The 15,849-nt window shown below is 57.4% G+C and carries 15 protein-coding genes; 7 read left to right on the plus strand and 8 right to left on the minus strand.

Features of this window, described 5'->3' with window-relative positions; all coding sequences use genetic code 11:
- Positions 1–60 precede the first annotated feature (60 nt).
- The gene (locus FBY10_RS05975; protein ID WP_145336875.1) at positions 61–1,239 is read left to right on the plus strand and encodes an NAD(P)/FAD-dependent oxidoreductase; all 1,179 of its coding nucleotides are present in this window, start codon (positions 61–63) and stop codon (positions 1,237–1,239) included.
- 146 nt (positions 1,240–1,385) lie between these two features.
- The gene (yccS, locus tag FBY10_RS05980) at positions 1,386–3,569 is read left to right on the plus strand and encodes a YccS family putative transporter (protein WP_131699049.1); all 2,184 of its coding nucleotides are present in this window, start codon (positions 1,386–1,388) and stop codon (positions 3,567–3,569) included.
- Positions 3,570–3,663: 94 nt separating this feature from the next.
- Here yccS and FBY10_RS05985 read toward each other — a convergent pair whose 3' ends face one another.
- Positions 3,664–4,401, minus strand: a complete 738-nt coding sequence (locus tag FBY10_RS05985; protein WP_131699048.1) for an ABC transporter substrate-binding protein — start codon at positions 4,399–4,401, stop codon at positions 3,664–3,666.
- A 201-nt stretch (positions 4,402–4,602) separates the two neighbouring features.
- On the opposite strand from FBY10_RS05985, the gene FBY10_RS05990 reads away from it, so the two are divergent.
- Complete coding sequence (locus FBY10_RS05990; protein WP_145336876.1) at positions 4,603–5,055, plus strand: GNAT family N-acetyltransferase; 453 nt, start codon at positions 4,603–4,605, stop codon at positions 5,053–5,055.
- A gap of 105 nt (positions 5,056–5,160) precedes the next feature.
- Here FBY10_RS05990 and FBY10_RS05995 read toward each other — a convergent pair whose 3' ends face one another.
- Genes FBY10_RS05995 through FBY10_RS06005 form a run of 3 tightly spaced genes read right to left on the minus strand, consistent with a single transcriptional unit; the run spans position 5,161 to position 8,125 of the window.
- Positions 5,161–5,457: a helix-turn-helix domain-containing protein gene (locus FBY10_RS05995; protein WP_145336877.1), complete on the minus strand. Its 297-nt coding sequence runs from the start codon at positions 5,455–5,457 to the stop codon at positions 5,161–5,163.
- Between the two features lie 19 nt (positions 5,458–5,476).
- Positions 5,477–5,977, minus strand: a complete 501-nt coding sequence (locus tag FBY10_RS06000; RefSeq protein ID WP_027606033.1) for a M48 family metallopeptidase — start codon at positions 5,975–5,977, stop codon at positions 5,477–5,479.
- A 42-nt stretch (positions 5,978–6,019) separates the two neighbouring features.
- Positions 6,020–8,125, minus strand: a complete 2,106-nt coding sequence (locus tag FBY10_RS06005) for a bifunctional diguanylate cyclase/phosphodiesterase (RefSeq protein WP_131699045.1) — start codon at positions 8,123–8,125, stop codon at positions 6,020–6,022.
- A 308-nt stretch (positions 8,126–8,433) separates the two neighbouring features.
- Here FBY10_RS06005 and FBY10_RS06010 point away from each other — a divergent pair, with 308 nt between their 5' ends.
- The 4 genes from FBY10_RS06010 to FBY10_RS06025 all read left to right on the plus strand — a co-directional run bounded on the left by FBY10_RS06010 (position 8,434) and on the right by FBY10_RS06025 (position 12,610).
- A complete protein-coding gene (locus FBY10_RS06010) occupies positions 8,434–9,099 on the plus strand; it encodes a polysaccharide lyase family 7 protein (RefSeq protein ID WP_131699044.1) in 666 nt (221 codons plus the stop codon).
- A gap of 320 nt (positions 9,100–9,419) precedes the next feature.
- Positions 9,420–9,713 carry a fructose-bisphosphate aldolase gene (locus FBY10_RS06015; RefSeq protein ID WP_145336878.1) on the plus strand — a complete coding sequence of 98 codons (294 nt, stop codon included), beginning with the start codon at positions 9,420–9,422 and terminating at the stop codon, positions 9,711–9,713.
- Between the two features lie 445 nt (positions 9,714–10,158).
- Complete coding sequence (locus tag FBY10_RS06020) at positions 10,159–11,415, plus strand: carbamoyltransferase C-terminal domain-containing protein (RefSeq protein ID WP_145336879.1); 1,257 nt, start codon at positions 10,159–10,161, stop codon at positions 11,413–11,415.
- Positions 11,399–12,610 carry an MFS transporter gene (locus FBY10_RS06025; RefSeq protein WP_145336880.1) on the plus strand — a complete coding sequence of 404 codons (1,212 nt, stop codon included), beginning with the start codon at positions 11,399–11,401 and terminating at the stop codon, positions 12,608–12,610. The genes FBY10_RS06020 and FBY10_RS06025 overlap by 17 nt, the downstream gene beginning before the upstream one ends.
- A 113-nt stretch (positions 12,611–12,723) precedes the next feature.
- Here the strand turns inward: FBY10_RS06025 and fba are convergent, their stop codons facing one another.
- The 4 genes from fba to FBY10_RS06045 form a co-directional block, all read right to left on the minus strand.
- On the minus strand, positions 12,724–13,788 hold the full coding sequence (fba, locus tag FBY10_RS06030; protein WP_053128086.1) for a class II fructose-bisphosphate aldolase: 1,065 nt from the start codon (positions 13,786–13,788) through the stop codon (positions 12,724–12,726).
- A gap of 245 nt (positions 13,789–14,033) precedes the next feature.
- Positions 14,034–14,366, minus strand: coding sequence for an MliC family protein (locus FBY10_RS06035; RefSeq protein WP_027606036.1), 333 nt, complete (start codon positions 14,364–14,366; stop codon positions 14,034–14,036).
- Between the two features lie 60 nt (positions 14,367–14,426).
- Positions 14,427–14,654 (minus strand): hypothetical protein, encoded by a 228-nt coding sequence (locus tag FBY10_RS06040; RefSeq protein ID WP_131697453.1) that lies wholly within the window; start codon positions 14,652–14,654, stop codon positions 14,427–14,429.
- 29 nt (positions 14,655–14,683) lie between these two features.
- Positions 14,684–15,847: a phosphoglycerate kinase gene (locus FBY10_RS06045; RefSeq protein WP_131697454.1), complete on the minus strand. Its 1,164-nt coding sequence runs from the start codon at positions 15,845–15,847 to the stop codon at positions 14,684–14,686.
- Between the last annotated feature and the right edge of the window lie 2 nt (positions 15,848–15,849).

Here is a 15,849-nt window from a genome sequence, read left to right on the forward strand (position 1 = left end):
GGCAAGCCCCCTCCCACATTTGACTGTATTCCAATTCAGAATTTGTATGAGGACATTGCTGTGCGCTCGACCGAAGTTGTGATCATTGGCGCCGGCGCCGCAGGCTTGATGTGCGCACTGACCGCCGCCGGGCGTGGGCGCAAGGTGATGTTGCTCGACCATGCGAACAAGGCCGGCAAGAAGATCCTGATGTCCGGCGGTGGCCGCTGCAATTTCACCAACCTGTACACCGAGCCGGCCAACTTCCTGTCGCACAACGCGCACTTCTGCAAGTCGGCCCTGGCCCGCTATACCCAGTGGGACTTTATCGGGCTGGTGGCCAAGCACGGCGTGCCGTACCACGAGAAGAAACTCGGCCAGCTGTTCTGCGATAACAAATCCAGTGACATCCTCGGCATGCTGTTGGACGAGTGCATCCAGACCGGCGTAAGCCTGCACCTGGACACCTCGATTGAAGAAATCGCCAAGGTCGACAGCGGCTACCAGTTGCAGACCACCTTGGGTGAACTGCGCTGCGAATCCCTGGTGATCGCCACTGGCGGCCTGTCGATCCCGACTCTGGGCGCCACCGGTTTTGGCTATCAAGTCGCCAGGCAGTTCGGCCATGAGCTGTTACCGACCCGCGCCGGGCTGGTGCCGTTCACCATCACCGACCAGCTCAAGGACTTGTGCGGCGAGCTGTCCGGGACCTCGGTGGATTGCCTGGTCAGCTGTAACGGCCAGAGCTTTCGCGAGAACCTCCTGTTTACCCATCGCGGCCTCAGCGGCCCGGCGATTCTGCAGATTTCCTCCTACTGGGAGTCCGGCGACACGGTGGAGATCAACCTGCTGCCCGACCACGACGCCCACACCTGGCTGCAACAGCAGCAGGTCGAACGCCCCAACAGCGAGCTGAAAACCCTGCTGGGTGAAATCTTCACCAAGAAGATGGCCAACCTGCTAGCGGAAACCTGGTTCGTGTCCAAGCCCATGAAGCAGTACACCCACGCCGAAGTGGCCGACATCGCGCAAAAACTCTCGAGCTGGCAACTGGTGCCGGCCGGCACCGAGGGCTACCGCACGGCCGAGGTGACCTTGGGCGGGGTAGATACGCGGGAAGTGTCGTCCAAGACCATGGAGTCGCTGAAAAGCCCGGGCTTGTACTTTATTGGCGAAGTGCTGGATGTGACCGGGCACCTGGGCGGGCTTAACTTCCAGTGGGCGTGGGCGTCGGGTTACGCCGCAGCGCAGTACGCCTGAAGAATGTGGGAGGGGGCTTGCTCCCTCCCACATTTTGATTTGCGGTAGGCCTGAGAATAATTTGCTGTCAGATGTGATCACCACCCTTGCCGTGGCGTCACTGATGGCTCAATTTAGCGGCATCGTCCCGGAAGACTCCAGACTTCATGTCATCGACCTCGTTCAAGCAGTCCATGCGGCGCCTGTGGGCGCTGGATAAATTCAGCTACAGCATCCGGGTGTTCATCGCCCTCACCGGCAGCATGACGCTGTGCTGGTATCAGGATGAGATGACCCTGCTGATCCCGCTGTTCTTGGGGATTATCGCCAGCGCCCTGGCCGAGACCGACGACAGCTGGCAAGGCCGCCTCAACGCCCTGGCAGTGACGCTGGTGTGTTTCAGCATCGCCGCGCTGTCGGTGGAGCTGCTGTTCCCCTACCCCTGGATTTTCGCCATCTCCCTGGCCCTGGCCACGTTCTGCCTGACCATGCTCGGCGCCTTGGGCGAACGCTATGGTGCGATTGCTTCTGCCACCTTGATCCTGTCGGTCTACACCATGATCGGTGTGGACCAGCGCGGCGGCGCCGTCAGTGATTTCTGGCATGAGCCGTTGCTGCTGGTGGCCGGTGCCGCCTGGTACGGCGCGTTGTCGGTGCTGTGGCAGGCGCTGTTTTCCAACCAGCCGGTGCAGCAGAGCCTGGCGCGGTTGTTCCGCGAGCTGGGGCGTTACCTCAAGCTCAAATCATCGTTGTTCGAACCGATTCGCCAACTGGACGTGGAAGCTCGCCGCCTGGAACTGGCCCAGCAAAATGGCCGGGTGGTGGCGGCGCTGAATGCGGCGAAGGAAATCATCCTGCACCGTGTAGGCAATGGCCGACCGGGCTCGAAGGTCAGTCGCTACCTCAAGCTGTACTTCCTGGCCCAGGACATCCACGAACGTGCCAGCTCGTCCCACTATCCTTACAACGCCCTGGCCGATGCGTTCTTCCACAGCGATGTGCTGTTCCGCTGCCAACGCCTGCTGCGTCAGCAAGGCAAGGCCTGCCAGGCCCTGGCCGAGTCGATCCAGCTGCGCCAGCCGTTCATCTATGACGACAGCTTCGCCGAAGCCCTCAGCGACCTGAATGCCTCCCTGGAACACCTGCGCATCCAGAGCAACCCGGCCTGGCGTGGCCTGCTGCGTTCGTTGCGCGCCCTGGCGGCCAACCTGTCCACACTCGACCGCCTGCTCGGCGACGCGAGCAACCCCGATGCCCTGGCCGACGCCACCGACAGCAACCTGCTGGACCGCGCCCCACGTAACCTGAAGGAAATGTGGACGCGCCTGCGTACGCAACTGACGCCGACGTCGCTGCTGTTCCGCCATGCGCTGCGCCTGTCCCTGGCGCTGACCGTCGGCTACGGCATGCTGCATGCGATCCACGCCTCCCAGGGCTACTGGATCATCCTCACCACGCTGTTTGTTTGCCAACCGAACTACGGCGCCACGCGGCGCAAGCTCGGCCAGCGGATCATCGGCACCGCCATCGGCCTCACCGTGGCGTGGGCGCTGTTCGATCTGTTCCCAAGCCCGCTGGTGCAGTCGATGTTCGCCATCGCCGCCGGCCTGGTGTTCTTTATCAACCGCACCACCCGCTACACCCTGGCCACGGCAGCCATCACCCTGATGGTGTTGTTCTGCTTCAACCAGGTGGGCGATGGCTACGGGCTGTTTTTACCAAGGCTGTTCGATACCTTGCTCGGCAGTTTGATTGCAGGCCTGGCGGTCTTCCTGTTCCTGCCGGACTGGCAAGGTCGGCGCCTGAACAAGGTGCTGGCCAACACCCTGACCTGCAACAGCATTTACCTGCGCCAGATCATGCAGCAATACGCCGCCGGCAAGAGCGACGACCTGGCTTACCGCCTGGCCCGGCGCAATGCCCACAACGCCGATGCGGCGCTGTCCACCACCCTGGCGAATATGCTGATGGAACCTGGTCATTTCCGTAAGGAAGCGGATGTGGGCTTCCGCTTCCTGGTGCTGTCGCACACCTTGCTCAGCTACCTGTCGGGGCTCGGCGCACACCGCGAAACCCAGCTGCCGGCCGAGGTGCGTGAACACTTGATCGATGGCGCCGGCAATAGCCTGGCGGCGAGCATTGATGAAATCGCCACGGGGCTGGCGAACAAGCAGCCGATTGCGATTCAGAGCGATGCCGAGGAGGCCTTGGCGGCGGACCTGGAACAGATGCCGGATGAGATTGATGAAGGGCAGCGGTTGGTGCAGACGCAGTTGGCGTTGATATGCCGGCAGTTGGGACCGTTGCGCACCTTGGCGGCGCATTTGATCAAGGACACCAGCGCGGCTTAGTCCGCTATCGGGGGCAAGCCCCCTCCCACATGTTGACTGTGTTCACAAATCAAAACTGTGGGAGGGGGCTTGCTCCCGATGAGGCCCACAGGCATTACATGCCATGGGCCTTCATCAACCGCGCATAACTGCCATCGGCCTTCATCCTGGCAATCTCGCGGTCAAAACCGGCAACGATCTGCGCATGCTCAGGGTGCTTCAGGCTGACCAGAATATGCAGGCTGTTTTCGCTCAGCGGCGTGGGTAAGAATTCCACCGAATTGCGCACCCGGGCCGATTCCCGCGACAGGTAATAGCGCGCCACATACTCATCCTCCACCGTCAGCCGCACCCGCTGCGCCGCCAGCATGCGCACCGCCATGGCGAAGTTATGCACCGGCACTTTCTGCAACTGCACATCCCCATCGAACGCCGCCGAATAGGCATAACCGCGCACCACGGCAATGGGATAGTCGTGCAACTGTTCCAGGTTCTGAAATTCAATGGGATCGTCACGGCGCTTGATGAAACGCACGCGATTGAGCAGGTATTCACCGGAGAACTGCCCCAAATGCGTACGCGCCTCGTCGTACCAGGCGTTGACCAGCACGTCATAACGCCCGTCGCCCACGCCCATCAGCGCCCGCGCCCAGGGCACCTGTTCGAAGTCACTGGCGTAACCCGCGCGGGCCAAGGCCGTGGTGACAATGTCGGTCGCCAACCCACCATTGATCAAGGTGGAATCGGTAAAGGGTGGCCAGGCATCCGCGACCAGGCGCAAACGCTGTGCGTACACAGGCATCGCCAGCAAAAACACTCCAATCAAAGCAACGGCACGAGACAATCGCGGCATGCTCAACGTCCTTGGGGGGCAGGCGGTGGCCTTAGCTCAGGCAGTGCCTGAGGTTCTAACATTAGCTCAGATTACACAAAGAAACGGACGTCGAGAGCACTCAATGATGGCAAATTGATTTCATTCACAAAAATAGTTGATTTAGACACCGCTGCCCGTCGCGCTTACTATCCAGAACAGACATTTACGTGAGAACACACCATGACAGTCGATTGGGTCTGCAAGCATCACACTGACCTGGGCAAGGAGCAGCTGTACGCCATTTTGCGTTTGCGCGGCGAGGTCTTCGTTGTCGAACAGAAGTGCGTCTACCAGGACATCGACGGGCAAGACCTGACGGGCGATACCCACCACCTGATGGCTTGGAAAGACGACGAACTGGTGGCCTACCTGCGCCTGCTGGACCCGGAGTCCCAGGGCGGCGACGTGGTGATCGGCCGGGTGATCGTTGCGCCGGTTGCACGGGGCACCGGGCTGGGGCACCAGATGATGGAAGAAACCCTCAGGCAGATTGAGGATATCTGGCCCGAGACGCCGATCTTCCTGTCAGCCCAGGCACATTTGCAGGGGTATTACGGGCGGTATGGGTTTGTGGTGGCGGGTGAGGAATACCTGGAGGATGACATTCCACATATAGGGATGCGGCGCGCTTAAGGCTGCCATCGGGGGTAAGCCCCCTCCCACATTTTGAATGTATTCACCGTTCAAACTGTGGGAGGGGGCTTGCTCCCGATAGCGTCGGCCCAGCCACCGCTGAACTCAGGGGTAATCCAGAACCCGCTTGATCTGACTGAGATTCACCTCGATCCACCCCCGATCAATCGCGCCCCAGTCGCGAATCCGATAGTGCCCGGCATGGTTGCGGGCCCCCTCTTCCTGCTCGAACTCACACACGATATCCAAGTCGGCCAGCGCCGCAATCGTGTCCTGCGCGGTGCGCCGGGGCATGCCGGTGACGTCGGTCAATGCCGGGACGCTGCTGGCCAACCCACTGTCGATCAGGTACGCCACGTACAGGCGGCGGTAGAAGCTGCTTTTGGTCTTGCTCACATCCATGGTCAGTCGCCTTGTGCGGTCAGGGTTTGCCCTGCAGGTCGCGATACGTGAGGTACACCCGCAGGTCAAATTCCACCTGGTGGTAGCCGGGCATCATGTAGTCGCAGAGTTTGTAGAACGCTTTGTTGTGGTCCGATTCCTTGAAGTGCGCCAGCTCGTGAACCACGATCATGCGCAGGAATTGCGGTGCGGCCTCTTTGAACAGCGAGGCAATGCGGATCTCTTTCTTGGATTTGAGGTTGCCGCCCTGCACCCGTGAAATTGTGGTGTGCAGGCCAAGGGCTCGGTGGGTCAGGTCCAGGCGGTTATCGAACAGCACTTTGTCGATGGCCGGCGCGTTGCGCAGGTGTTCCTGCTTCAAGGCCTGGGCATAGGCGTACAGGGCTTTGTCGCTCTGCACCCCATGGCGGTCGGGGTAACGCTGCTCCAGATAGGCGCCCAACTGGTCCTTGGCGATCAGTTGGCGTACTTGCTCCTGGAGGGCTGCGGGGTAGGCCTGGAGGTATTTCAGCGCGGTCATTGGGGTCTGCAACAGGATTCGAATGGCGCCAGTGTAGCGAATTCAGCGCACGCGAGCGCGCGACCAGTCGAGCACTTCTTCGGCTATCAACGGCTGCGCCGCCCACGGCCCCTGGATAAACGGGCAACCCTGGGCCTTGAGCCACTGGGCCTGCTCCTGGGTTTCTACACCCTCGGCCACCACGACCACCTCAAAATGCCCGCACAGCTCGATAATGCTGCGCGCCATCGCCGCATCCCGCACCGAGCCCGGCAGCCGCGCAACCAATTGCGGATCAAGCTTGAGCGTGTCGAACGCCAGGTCGCGCAAATGCGCCAGGGAACACTGCCCCGAACCGAAGTCATCCAGGGCGATACGCACCCCGATACGGCGCAGCAACTTGAGCTGCTTGGCGGCCTCTTCCAGGTTACTCATCAGGCAGTCCTCGCTGATTTCCACCTCCAGCTGACGCCCCTGCAGCCCATGTCGCTCCAACACCTGCTGCAACTGATTGGCCAGGTTAGGCGTATTGAATTGGCTGCTGCTCAGGCTCACGCTCAGCACCAATTCATCGTCGAACGTCGCCTGCCAGGCCTGGCGCTGGGCCGCAACCTGCTGGTAAATCCAGGCGCTCAGTTGGCTGATCAGCCGCGCCTCTTCCAGCAACGGCAAAAAAAGCCCCGGCGGCACATCGCCGACGCTGGGGTGTTGCCAGCGCAACAACACCTCAACGCCGCGCAGGCGGCCATCCACCAGCGAGACCTGAGGTTGATAGACCAAGGTGAAATCCTTGTTCTGAATCGCCGTGCGCACGCTGTCTTCGAGCATCAGCCGCGAGCGGGCGCGCCCGTTCATTTCCTGGTCGTAATAGCGATACTGCTGACGGCCTGCGCGTTTGGCTTCGTACATGGCGATGTCGGCCGCACGCAACAACCCATTCAAATCCGAGCCACAGTCCGGGAAGGTGGCGATGCCGATACTGACGCCGAGCATGACATCCAAACCATCGACCTGCTGGCACGCAGAAACTCGCTCGATCAGTTTTTCCGAAATTTTTGCCGCCTGCTCCGGGAACTCAAGCTCCAGCAACGCCGTGAATTCGTCGCCGCCCATGCGGCCGAGAATGTCGTAGGAACGCAGACAGCCCTGCAATTGCTCCGAGACCCAGCGCAGAACCCGGTCGCCGGCATCATGGCCCAGGGAATCGTTGACCCGTTTGAAGCCGTCAAGGTCCAGGTACAGCAGCACCAGGGCCTGCTCTGTCCGCTCGCTGCGCAATAACGTGTTTTCCACCGCCTGGTAAAAACCGCGCCGGTTCAGCAGCCCCGTCAGCGGGTCGGTCACGGCCTGGAACTCCAGCTGCTGGTGCAGGTGGCGCACTTCGGACATATCCAGCACCGTCACCACCATGGCCTTCTGCTCAGCCGGCAGCGGCGCGCAGGACAACGCCACCGGCACTTGCTGGCCACGGCCGGTACGCAGGAGCGCATCGTGCAGGCGCCAGGTTTCACCCCGGCGATAGCCGGCGAACATCTGCGACTCCAGCCAGACGGGCACATGGGGTTTTTGCAGGAACCTCAGGAAGTCCTGGCCTTGCAGTTCCTGGATCGTGGCATTGAGCAGGCGCGAAATCGCCGGGTTGGCGTATTCGATCACGCCCTCTTCACTCACCACCAGGATGCCCTCGGCGGCGTTATCCAACACCGACGCATTGAACGCCCGGGCGGACTCCAGGTCATGACTCAGGCGCTGCAAGGCCCGACGGTTGCGCTGGTGCTCCAGCAACGCCTGGACCTTAGGCTTGAGAATGTGCGGGTCGAAAGGTTTGAACAGGTAGTCGATGGCGCCGCTGGCGTAGCCTTCCAGCACGGCGGCGGGCGATTGGGCGTTGGCGCTTAGAAAGATGATCGGGGTCATGCGCGTGCGGTGACTGCCGCGCATCAAGCGGGCAACTTCGAAGCCGTCCATGCCGGGCATCATCACATCCAGCAGCACCAGGTCGACATCATGCTGCAGCAGCAACTCCAGGGCTTCCACCCCGGACGCAGCGGTCACCACCAGCCAATCATCGCGTTGTAGAAGCGCACACATGCTGATCAGATTTTCAGGGTAGTCATCGACCACCAGAAGAACCGAACTGCCATCGCCATGAGGTGGAGCGCATTCCATGCTAGGTCTCTTCCTTAGGTCTACTCCGGTCACTTCTGAGAGAAAACCCGGACAAACATTGAGGCCTCACTCTAGCCCCGGTTCCTGAAAATCAGAAGTGACGTGGATGCCATCATTGCGCCAAAGTTCAGTCAGCCGACTAACGGTCAACCTCTACAGCCCACGTTTCATGGGAAACATGGCTTTTTGGCATTCCTTTGGCGCCAATAAATTGCCAGTAAATGTTTAACAACTGGCCGACCACCGCCTATAAAGAACCTGTCAGGCCCCCGGGCCAAAGCCTTCACCCCCTGTAAAAGGCCAACGCCATGATCGACCTCTCCACCTGGAACCTGAGCATTCCGGTCGGCTCCCCGCCCGCCACCATCGACACCCCAAAACTGATGAGCGGTTTCAACGACCAATACTTCCAGGCCGAAGGCAGCAACGTGCAATTCTGGACACCGGTCACCGGCACCCGCACCGAAAACGCCGTGTACCCACGCAGCGAACTGCGCGAAACCTACGCCGACGGCCGTCTACGCAACTGGACCTACCCCGAAGCCGATAATTTCCTGCGCGCCACCCTCGCGGTCAACCAGGTGCCCTCCAGCGGCAAGATCGTCATCGGCCAGATCCACGCCTACGACAGCCAGAAACCGCTGATCAAACTCGAATACCAGTTCAAGGAAAAGACCCAGACCGGCAACATCGTCGCCAAGGTGCGCATGCGCCCGGATGAAAATGAAAGCCGCGTGATCATCGTCGCGTCCAATGTGCCGCTGGAGAAAAGCTTTACCTACGTGATCAACCTCAACAAAGCCGGGCTGCTCAGCGTGTACGCCGCCGACAGTGAGTGGAACGAACGCATCGGTGCAGCGTGGGCGGCCAAGCCGCTGTACTTCAAGGCGGGCGCTTATGTGCAGGACAACAGCGGGGACAGCAAGGAAGGCGCAAAGGTGACGTTTGCGAAGTTGGATATTGATCACGAGTGAAGGGACTGGCCTCATTTCGAGCAGGGATTGTCTGATGGCGTCAGAGACTATTCCCCCCTCTTGAACAGCCACTAACCCTGTAGGAGCCTGGCTTACCCGCGATGGCGGAGTGTCGCCACTATTTCCCGCGACTGACACTCCGCCACCCCGCTAAACGACGAGCGCTTTTGCGCCCAACGTTTATTTTATGGTGGCTGTGTGTGGGAGACCTTCGGGTCTGCCGGGTCTTAACTCCTCGGTCTGCGAACCCGCGCACCGCTGCCACCCAATTTGTTTCGCAGCAAACGGTGGTCATTCTTTTCTTGAGTTAAGGATTTGCCATGAACGCCCCACTACCACCCCGTCGCTTCACCCCCTGCACCAAAACCGCCACCGATTACCCCGTACTCCTGATCGACAGCGACGCCCCGCTGCTCGACCTCCACGCCTGCCTGCGCGAACGCCTGAACGCGGCCCTCGAGCACCTCAACCTGATCGCCTGCTCCAGCCTGCCGGACTTCGCCGAGCGCGACCTGAACAACCTGGCTAACCCCGCACGTATTCTGGTGCAGGACGTCAGTGATTTGTTCCGGGTGATTGAGCACCGGGGTTTTGATACACCACCTCAGAGCTGATCCCTTTACGGCCGCAAAAAATAACCTTGAATGTCACTCATACAAGACTTGTTGCAAACAAAGGTATTGAAATGCTGTATTGAACGGACATTTCAAGACCATCAAGTATTCAATTGAAAACAGTTTCCTCACGCATTCGTCTGAGAGGGTTGGATAGACACTGGCTCCTTACAATTTTTTATGCCATGCAACTAAACAACCTGCTTCATGAATGAACTACTCCACAGATCAAATAGCAAGCACAGAGTAGGAAAATTAACTAAGAAATATCCGACAATCATAAGCGATTAATCACGCGCTTAACGCCACGAGAGCACATAAAAATTATTGACAAGCAAAAAGTACCTCCTTACGGTTCAATGGCATCGCAATTGTGCGGAGCGACACTAAAAGGAACTATATATGAAACGCGTATTTATAGAGCCGACCCTCAAAAATCAATCGAATGACGCCTACACCAACCCTCATTTCACCATCAAGATGGTTACTGTTCCTACCTACACGGGAAGGCCACTTCGGCGCATTTTATCGAATTGATAAAGATGTAAATATCACACACTTAGGTCGAGTAATTGACGACCCCGGGGATAGATTTGCATTTTTATATGGGCTGGCTGACCCAACGTTTAATTTAGGAGCGGGCCAAATTCGCTTGAGCGATGCGGGGAAGCTCATGGCGCTGGCTGCCTATGGAAAAAATGGCCAACTCGATGAAGAAGGCAAAGCCATTATCGCTACGTTGCTCAATAAAAACTCAAACTTCAGAAAAATAAATAAACACCAGGTTCAAAGTAGCGCTTATTTCAACGTGGGACTTGACGCGCCCCGTTTCGCATCACTTGCCTACCACTTTTCAAACGCGATATTTAAAATTTTTCACGATTTTGCAAAAACCATAGTTGTTGATGATGCCCCCTTATTAATTGTCGGAGGGTGTGGATTAAATTGCGACTGGAATTCAAAGTGGATAGAAACACGGCTTTTCTCTGATGTGTTTATTCCCCCGTGCACAAACGACAGCGGTTCCTCTATAGGCACAGCCATTGATGCGATGTTATACACCAGAGGGCTTGCCAAGGTCACGTGGTCGCCCTATGCGGGGGAGCTCTCACATGACGACCTCGAAGGCACTGATTACTTTGTTAAAGAGCCCTATTATCCACGGCGCGTAGCAGAATTGCTTAATGCTGGTTACATATTGGGCTGGGTACAAGGCCGGTATGAGGTGGGCCCGAGAGCACTCGGCAACCGTTCGATATTAGCGGCACCGTATCCTAGAGAAAATCTTGCGAAATTAAACGCTATTAAAAATAGAGAAGGGTTTCGACCTATCGCACCGGTATGCTTGGAAGAATGCCTTGCCGATTATTTTTACCCCGTTCACCCGTCGCCCTATATGCTGGAATTCCGCACTGTGGTATCAAACGCCATACCGGCTGTGACGCATATTGATAACTCCGCTCGTCCTCAGTCAGTTAATAACTTTCAGAACCCTAGAATGCATGAGTTACTAAACGCGTGTCGGGACGTGTCAGGAGTAGGTGTACTCTGCAACACCTCACTGAATTTTAATGGCCGTGGGTTTATAAATAAACTAAGTGACCTCCACCGTTTTGCGAATGAGCACGGACTTGACGGATTCGTATTTGAGAATAGTCTTTTTTTAAAGAGTGTAGACCACAATAATGAAAAACCCACATAAACTCATTTGCGTGCAAGCACTATCCAGTCTGTCATTATGGCTGGATATCTTTCTAGTATTTACTGTACCCGTCTATAGGTGGCAGGCCTCGCCCTCATCAATAGCGATGCTGGCCTTTTGTTTAGGCGCGCCTATGCTATTTCTTGGACCCGTAGTAGGAACGCTCATAGATCGACAGGACGTTAGAAAAACATTGCTTGTGGGGGCGATGCTCCGTATAGCTTCCACTATTGGCCTCGCATTTTCGCCAAACTTTAATGTGTTTTTAGGGCTGCTTGTTTTAAAGAGCATTTCAAACCTTATTTACTTTCCCTCAATCACCGTTGCGGTACAGCAGTTGATCAGCACCGACGAACGCAAGTCTTTCTTTAGTTCTGTGAGCTTGTTAGATCAATCTTCGAAAATTCTTGCTCCTTTACTGGCAGGTTTGCTAACCGTGATATTGTTACCTAATAATATTTTCTTCCTATCGGCGGCCTCGGTATTTTTTAGCCTTCCAATTCTGGTGTCTCTCTGCGCAGCAATCCAACCGAAACTTGAATGCGCACCTTCGAAGGTTATTTCGTTATATCGGGATATATTAAGGGGTTTTCCTATATTTAAACTACTTCCCTTCCAACTCCGCGTTGGCTTTTTATATTCTTTACTGACCTCATTAGCCCTGGGAGTTTACGACCCGCATCTCGCTTCCTTTTTAGCGCATGAAGGTTTGCCGCCCGTTGTTTTTTCAATGATCATTTCTGCAACCGCTGCGGGCGCCGTAGGGGCGGCACTGTTGGTAAAATTTAAACTTAAGACTGTCGATGAGGTGGTAATCCGAACATACGCCTTAATTATTTTTTCGATTGCATTATTGGTAACTGCAACACTCACACGTTTACAAATACCCGGCAGGCAATTTCTTTATCCCGTAGTTTGGTTTATCAACGGATTTGGCTATGAGCTATTAATAATTTCTTCAAGCATAATTCTTCAACAATTGTGCCCTTCTGAAAATATTGGAAGGGTATCTACATCCTTTAGAAGTGTCCAAATCCTCTGCATTATCATCGGACCGATTTTAGGAACGGCGTTAATAACTGCTGGTGATCGAGCAACACCTTTTGTTATGGCAGCCTGCGCTGCTTTTTTCACCGCTTCAATGTCAACTGCGGTTTATTTCCTTTACTATCGAAAACCTGTCTACGCCCCTTGAGCCTCACACGCAGACCCACAGCTGGTTGGGTATGACATTTAAATTAACTCAATAAAAATCCTGCCCACAAAAAAGCCCGCATCGCTGCGGGCTTCTTAATTAACGCGTTAGGCTTAGTTGACCTTAGCGTTCAACTCACCCTTCAAATACCGCTGGTACATCGCTTCCAACGAAACCGGCTTGATCTTCGAAGCATTGCCCGCAGTACCGAAGGCTTCATAACGTGCGATACATACGTCACGCATCGCAGTCACGGTAGCGCCGAAGAATTTACGTGGGTCGAATTCGCTCGGGTTGGTGGCCATCAGGCGACGCATCGCGCCGGTGGACGCCAGGCGCAGGTCGGTGTCGATGTTGACCTTGCGCACGCCGTACTTGATGCCTTCGACGATTTCTTCAACCGGTACGCCGTAGGTTTCTTTGATGTCGCCGCCGTACTGGTTGATGATCGCCAGCCATTCTTGCGGTACCGAGGAAGAGCCGTGCATCACCAGGTGGGTGTTAGGGATGCGCTTGTGGATTTCCTTGATGCGGTCGATGGCCAGTACGTCGCCGGTCGGTGGCTTGGTGAACTTGTAGGCGCCGTGGCTGGTGCCGATGGCGATTGCCAGGGCGTCCACTTGGGTCTTCTTGACGAAGTCGGCAGCTTCTTCCGGGTCGGTCAGCATCTGACTGTGATCCAGCACGCCTTCGGCGCCGATGCCGTCTTCTTCACCGGCCATGCCGGTTTCCAGGGAACCCAGGCAACCCAGTTCGCCTTCAACCGAAACGCCGCAGGCATGGGCCATGGCCACGGTTTGTTGGGTTACGCGCACGTTGTACTCGTAGTCGGTCGGGGTCTTGCCGTCTTCACCGAGGGAGCCGTCCATCATTACCGAGCTGAAACCCAGTTGAATGGAGCGCTGGCACACGTCAGGGCTGGTGCCGTGGTCCTGGTGCATGCACACCGGGATATGTGGGAATTCTTCGATCGCAGCGAGGATCAGGTGACGCAGGAAAGGAGCACCGGCGTATTTGCGCGCACCGGCCGAAGCCTGGACGATCACTGGGGAGTCGGTCTTGTCAGCGGCTTCCATGATGGCGCGCATCTGCTCAAGGTTGTTGACGTTAAAGGCTGGGACGCCGTAGCCGAACTCGGCTGCGTGGTCCAGCATTTGACGCATGCTGATAAGTGCCATTGTGTTGTCTCTCCCGGTCGAGGGTCGTTAATCGTGCAAGCCTGCCGTAGCGGCGGCTGCTATTCAAGTTATTGCAGGTCAGGCTTTGCATGCCTGGCGTGCTGAATCGTTATTGCTGATGTGGGAGGGGGGCTTGCCCCCGATGACAGCCTGTCAGTGATGACTCTGTTGGCTGATCCACCGCTATCGGGGGCAAGCCCCCTCCCACACATTTTGGTCTCATCGATGGTGAGGCCGCGTTCTATTTACTGGGCCTTGCAGCCGCGCCCGATCAAATCGTCGGTGGCAACCCAGTAAACCAGGCCTTCCTCACCTTTTGTGTGAAACGCCAACTGGTCGTTGCTGTACAGCACGCCCGAAGCCGCCACATCCTGTTTGAGGCGATAAACCTGGTCGGAACCGCCGAGGCGTACATCCACCTCACTGCGGGCCTGGTTGGCGAAGCGCCAGTTGACCTCGGCCTTGCTGTCGCAGGTCCAGGTGGTCCACTTACCTTCCGGCTCTGCCTTGTTGAACATGTTCATGCTGCTGCAACCGGCCAATAGGGCCAGGGCTGCCAGGGCGAAAACGCCTTTCATAGCCAATCCTCGCAGCGGGGCCAAAGGCCGCCGATGCCGTCGGTTAGTTGATCAGACCCGTCAAGGGCAACCCTGTTCCTGACCGTTGGGCGCAGAGTCATATCTCTCCAGCCGTTCGTTGCCGATACGCTTGTTGATCACCGGCATGGTCTCGGCTTGCCAGTCAGCCTGGTAGCAGGTTTTTTTCTGCTCCGAGGCAGGTTTCCCTGCCGGCGGGGCTGCGCTTGGCGTGCTGCCGCAGCCGGCCAACAGGCCCGCTGCGATCACCATTGCCAACGACTTGATCATGGGAATGCTCCTTTTCCGGATCACGAGCCTTAGCCTTTGGCTCGGGTTTCCAGCACTTCAACGGCTGGCAGGACTTTGCCTTCGACGAATTCGAGGAATGCGCCGCCACCGGTGGAAATGTAGGAGATCTGGTCAGCAACGCCATATTTATCGATAGCTGCCAGGGTATCGCCGCCGCCAGCGATGGAGAATGCCGAGCTTTCTGCGATGGCCTTGGCCAACACTTTGGTGCCATTGCCGAACTGGTCGAACTCGAACACGCCGACCGGGCCATTCCACAGGATGGTCTGGGAGGCTTTCAACAATTCAGCGAAGTTGGCTGCGGTTTGCGGGCCGATGTCGAGGATCATGTCGTCGGCGGCCACGTCGGCGATGAGCTTGACGGTGGCCTCGGCTGTTTCAGCGAATTCCTTGGCCACCACCACGTCCACCGGCAGCGGCACGCTGACCTTGGCGGCAATGGCGCGGGCGGTATCGAGCAGGTCCGGCTCGTACAGGGACTTGCCCACCGGGTGGCCTGCTGCAGCCAGGAAGGTGTTTGCAATGCCGCCGCCGACGATCAACTGGTTGCAGATCTGGCTCAGGCTGTTGAGCACGTCCAACTTGGTGGACACCTTGGAGCCGGCAACGATGGCAGCCATCGGTTGGGCCGGAGCGCCCAGGGCTTTGCCCAGTGCATCCAGTTCAGCCGCCAGCAATGGGCCGGCAGCCGCCACCTTGGCGAACTTGGCCACGCCGTGGGTCGAACCCTCGGCACGGTGGGCAGTGCCGAAAGCGTCCATCACAAACACGTCGCACAGGGCGGCGTATTGCTGGGCCAGTTCGTCGCTGTTCTTTTTCTCGCCTTTGTTGAAGCGCACGTTTTCAAACAGCACGATGTCGCCAGACTTAACGTCAACGCCGTCCAGGTAGTCAGCCACCAACGGCACGTCACGGCCCAGGGCCTTGCTCAGGTAGTCGGCTACCGGCTTGAGGCTGTTTTCGGCGGAGAACTCACCTTCGGTCGGGCGACCCAGGTGGGAGCAGACCATCACGGCCGCGCCTTTTTCCAGGGCCAGCTTGATGGTCGGCAGCGAGGCCAGGATTCGCGCATCGCTGGTGACAACACCGTCCTTGACGGGGACGTTGAGGTCTTCGCGGATCAGTACGCGCTTACCTTGCAGATCGAGGTCGGTCATCTTCAACACGGTCATGG

This window comes from Pseudomonas sp. SJZ103 (genome assembly GCF_007828335.1).
Classification (GTDB): domain Bacteria; phylum Pseudomonadota; class Gammaproteobacteria; order Pseudomonadales; family Pseudomonadaceae; genus Aquipseudomonas.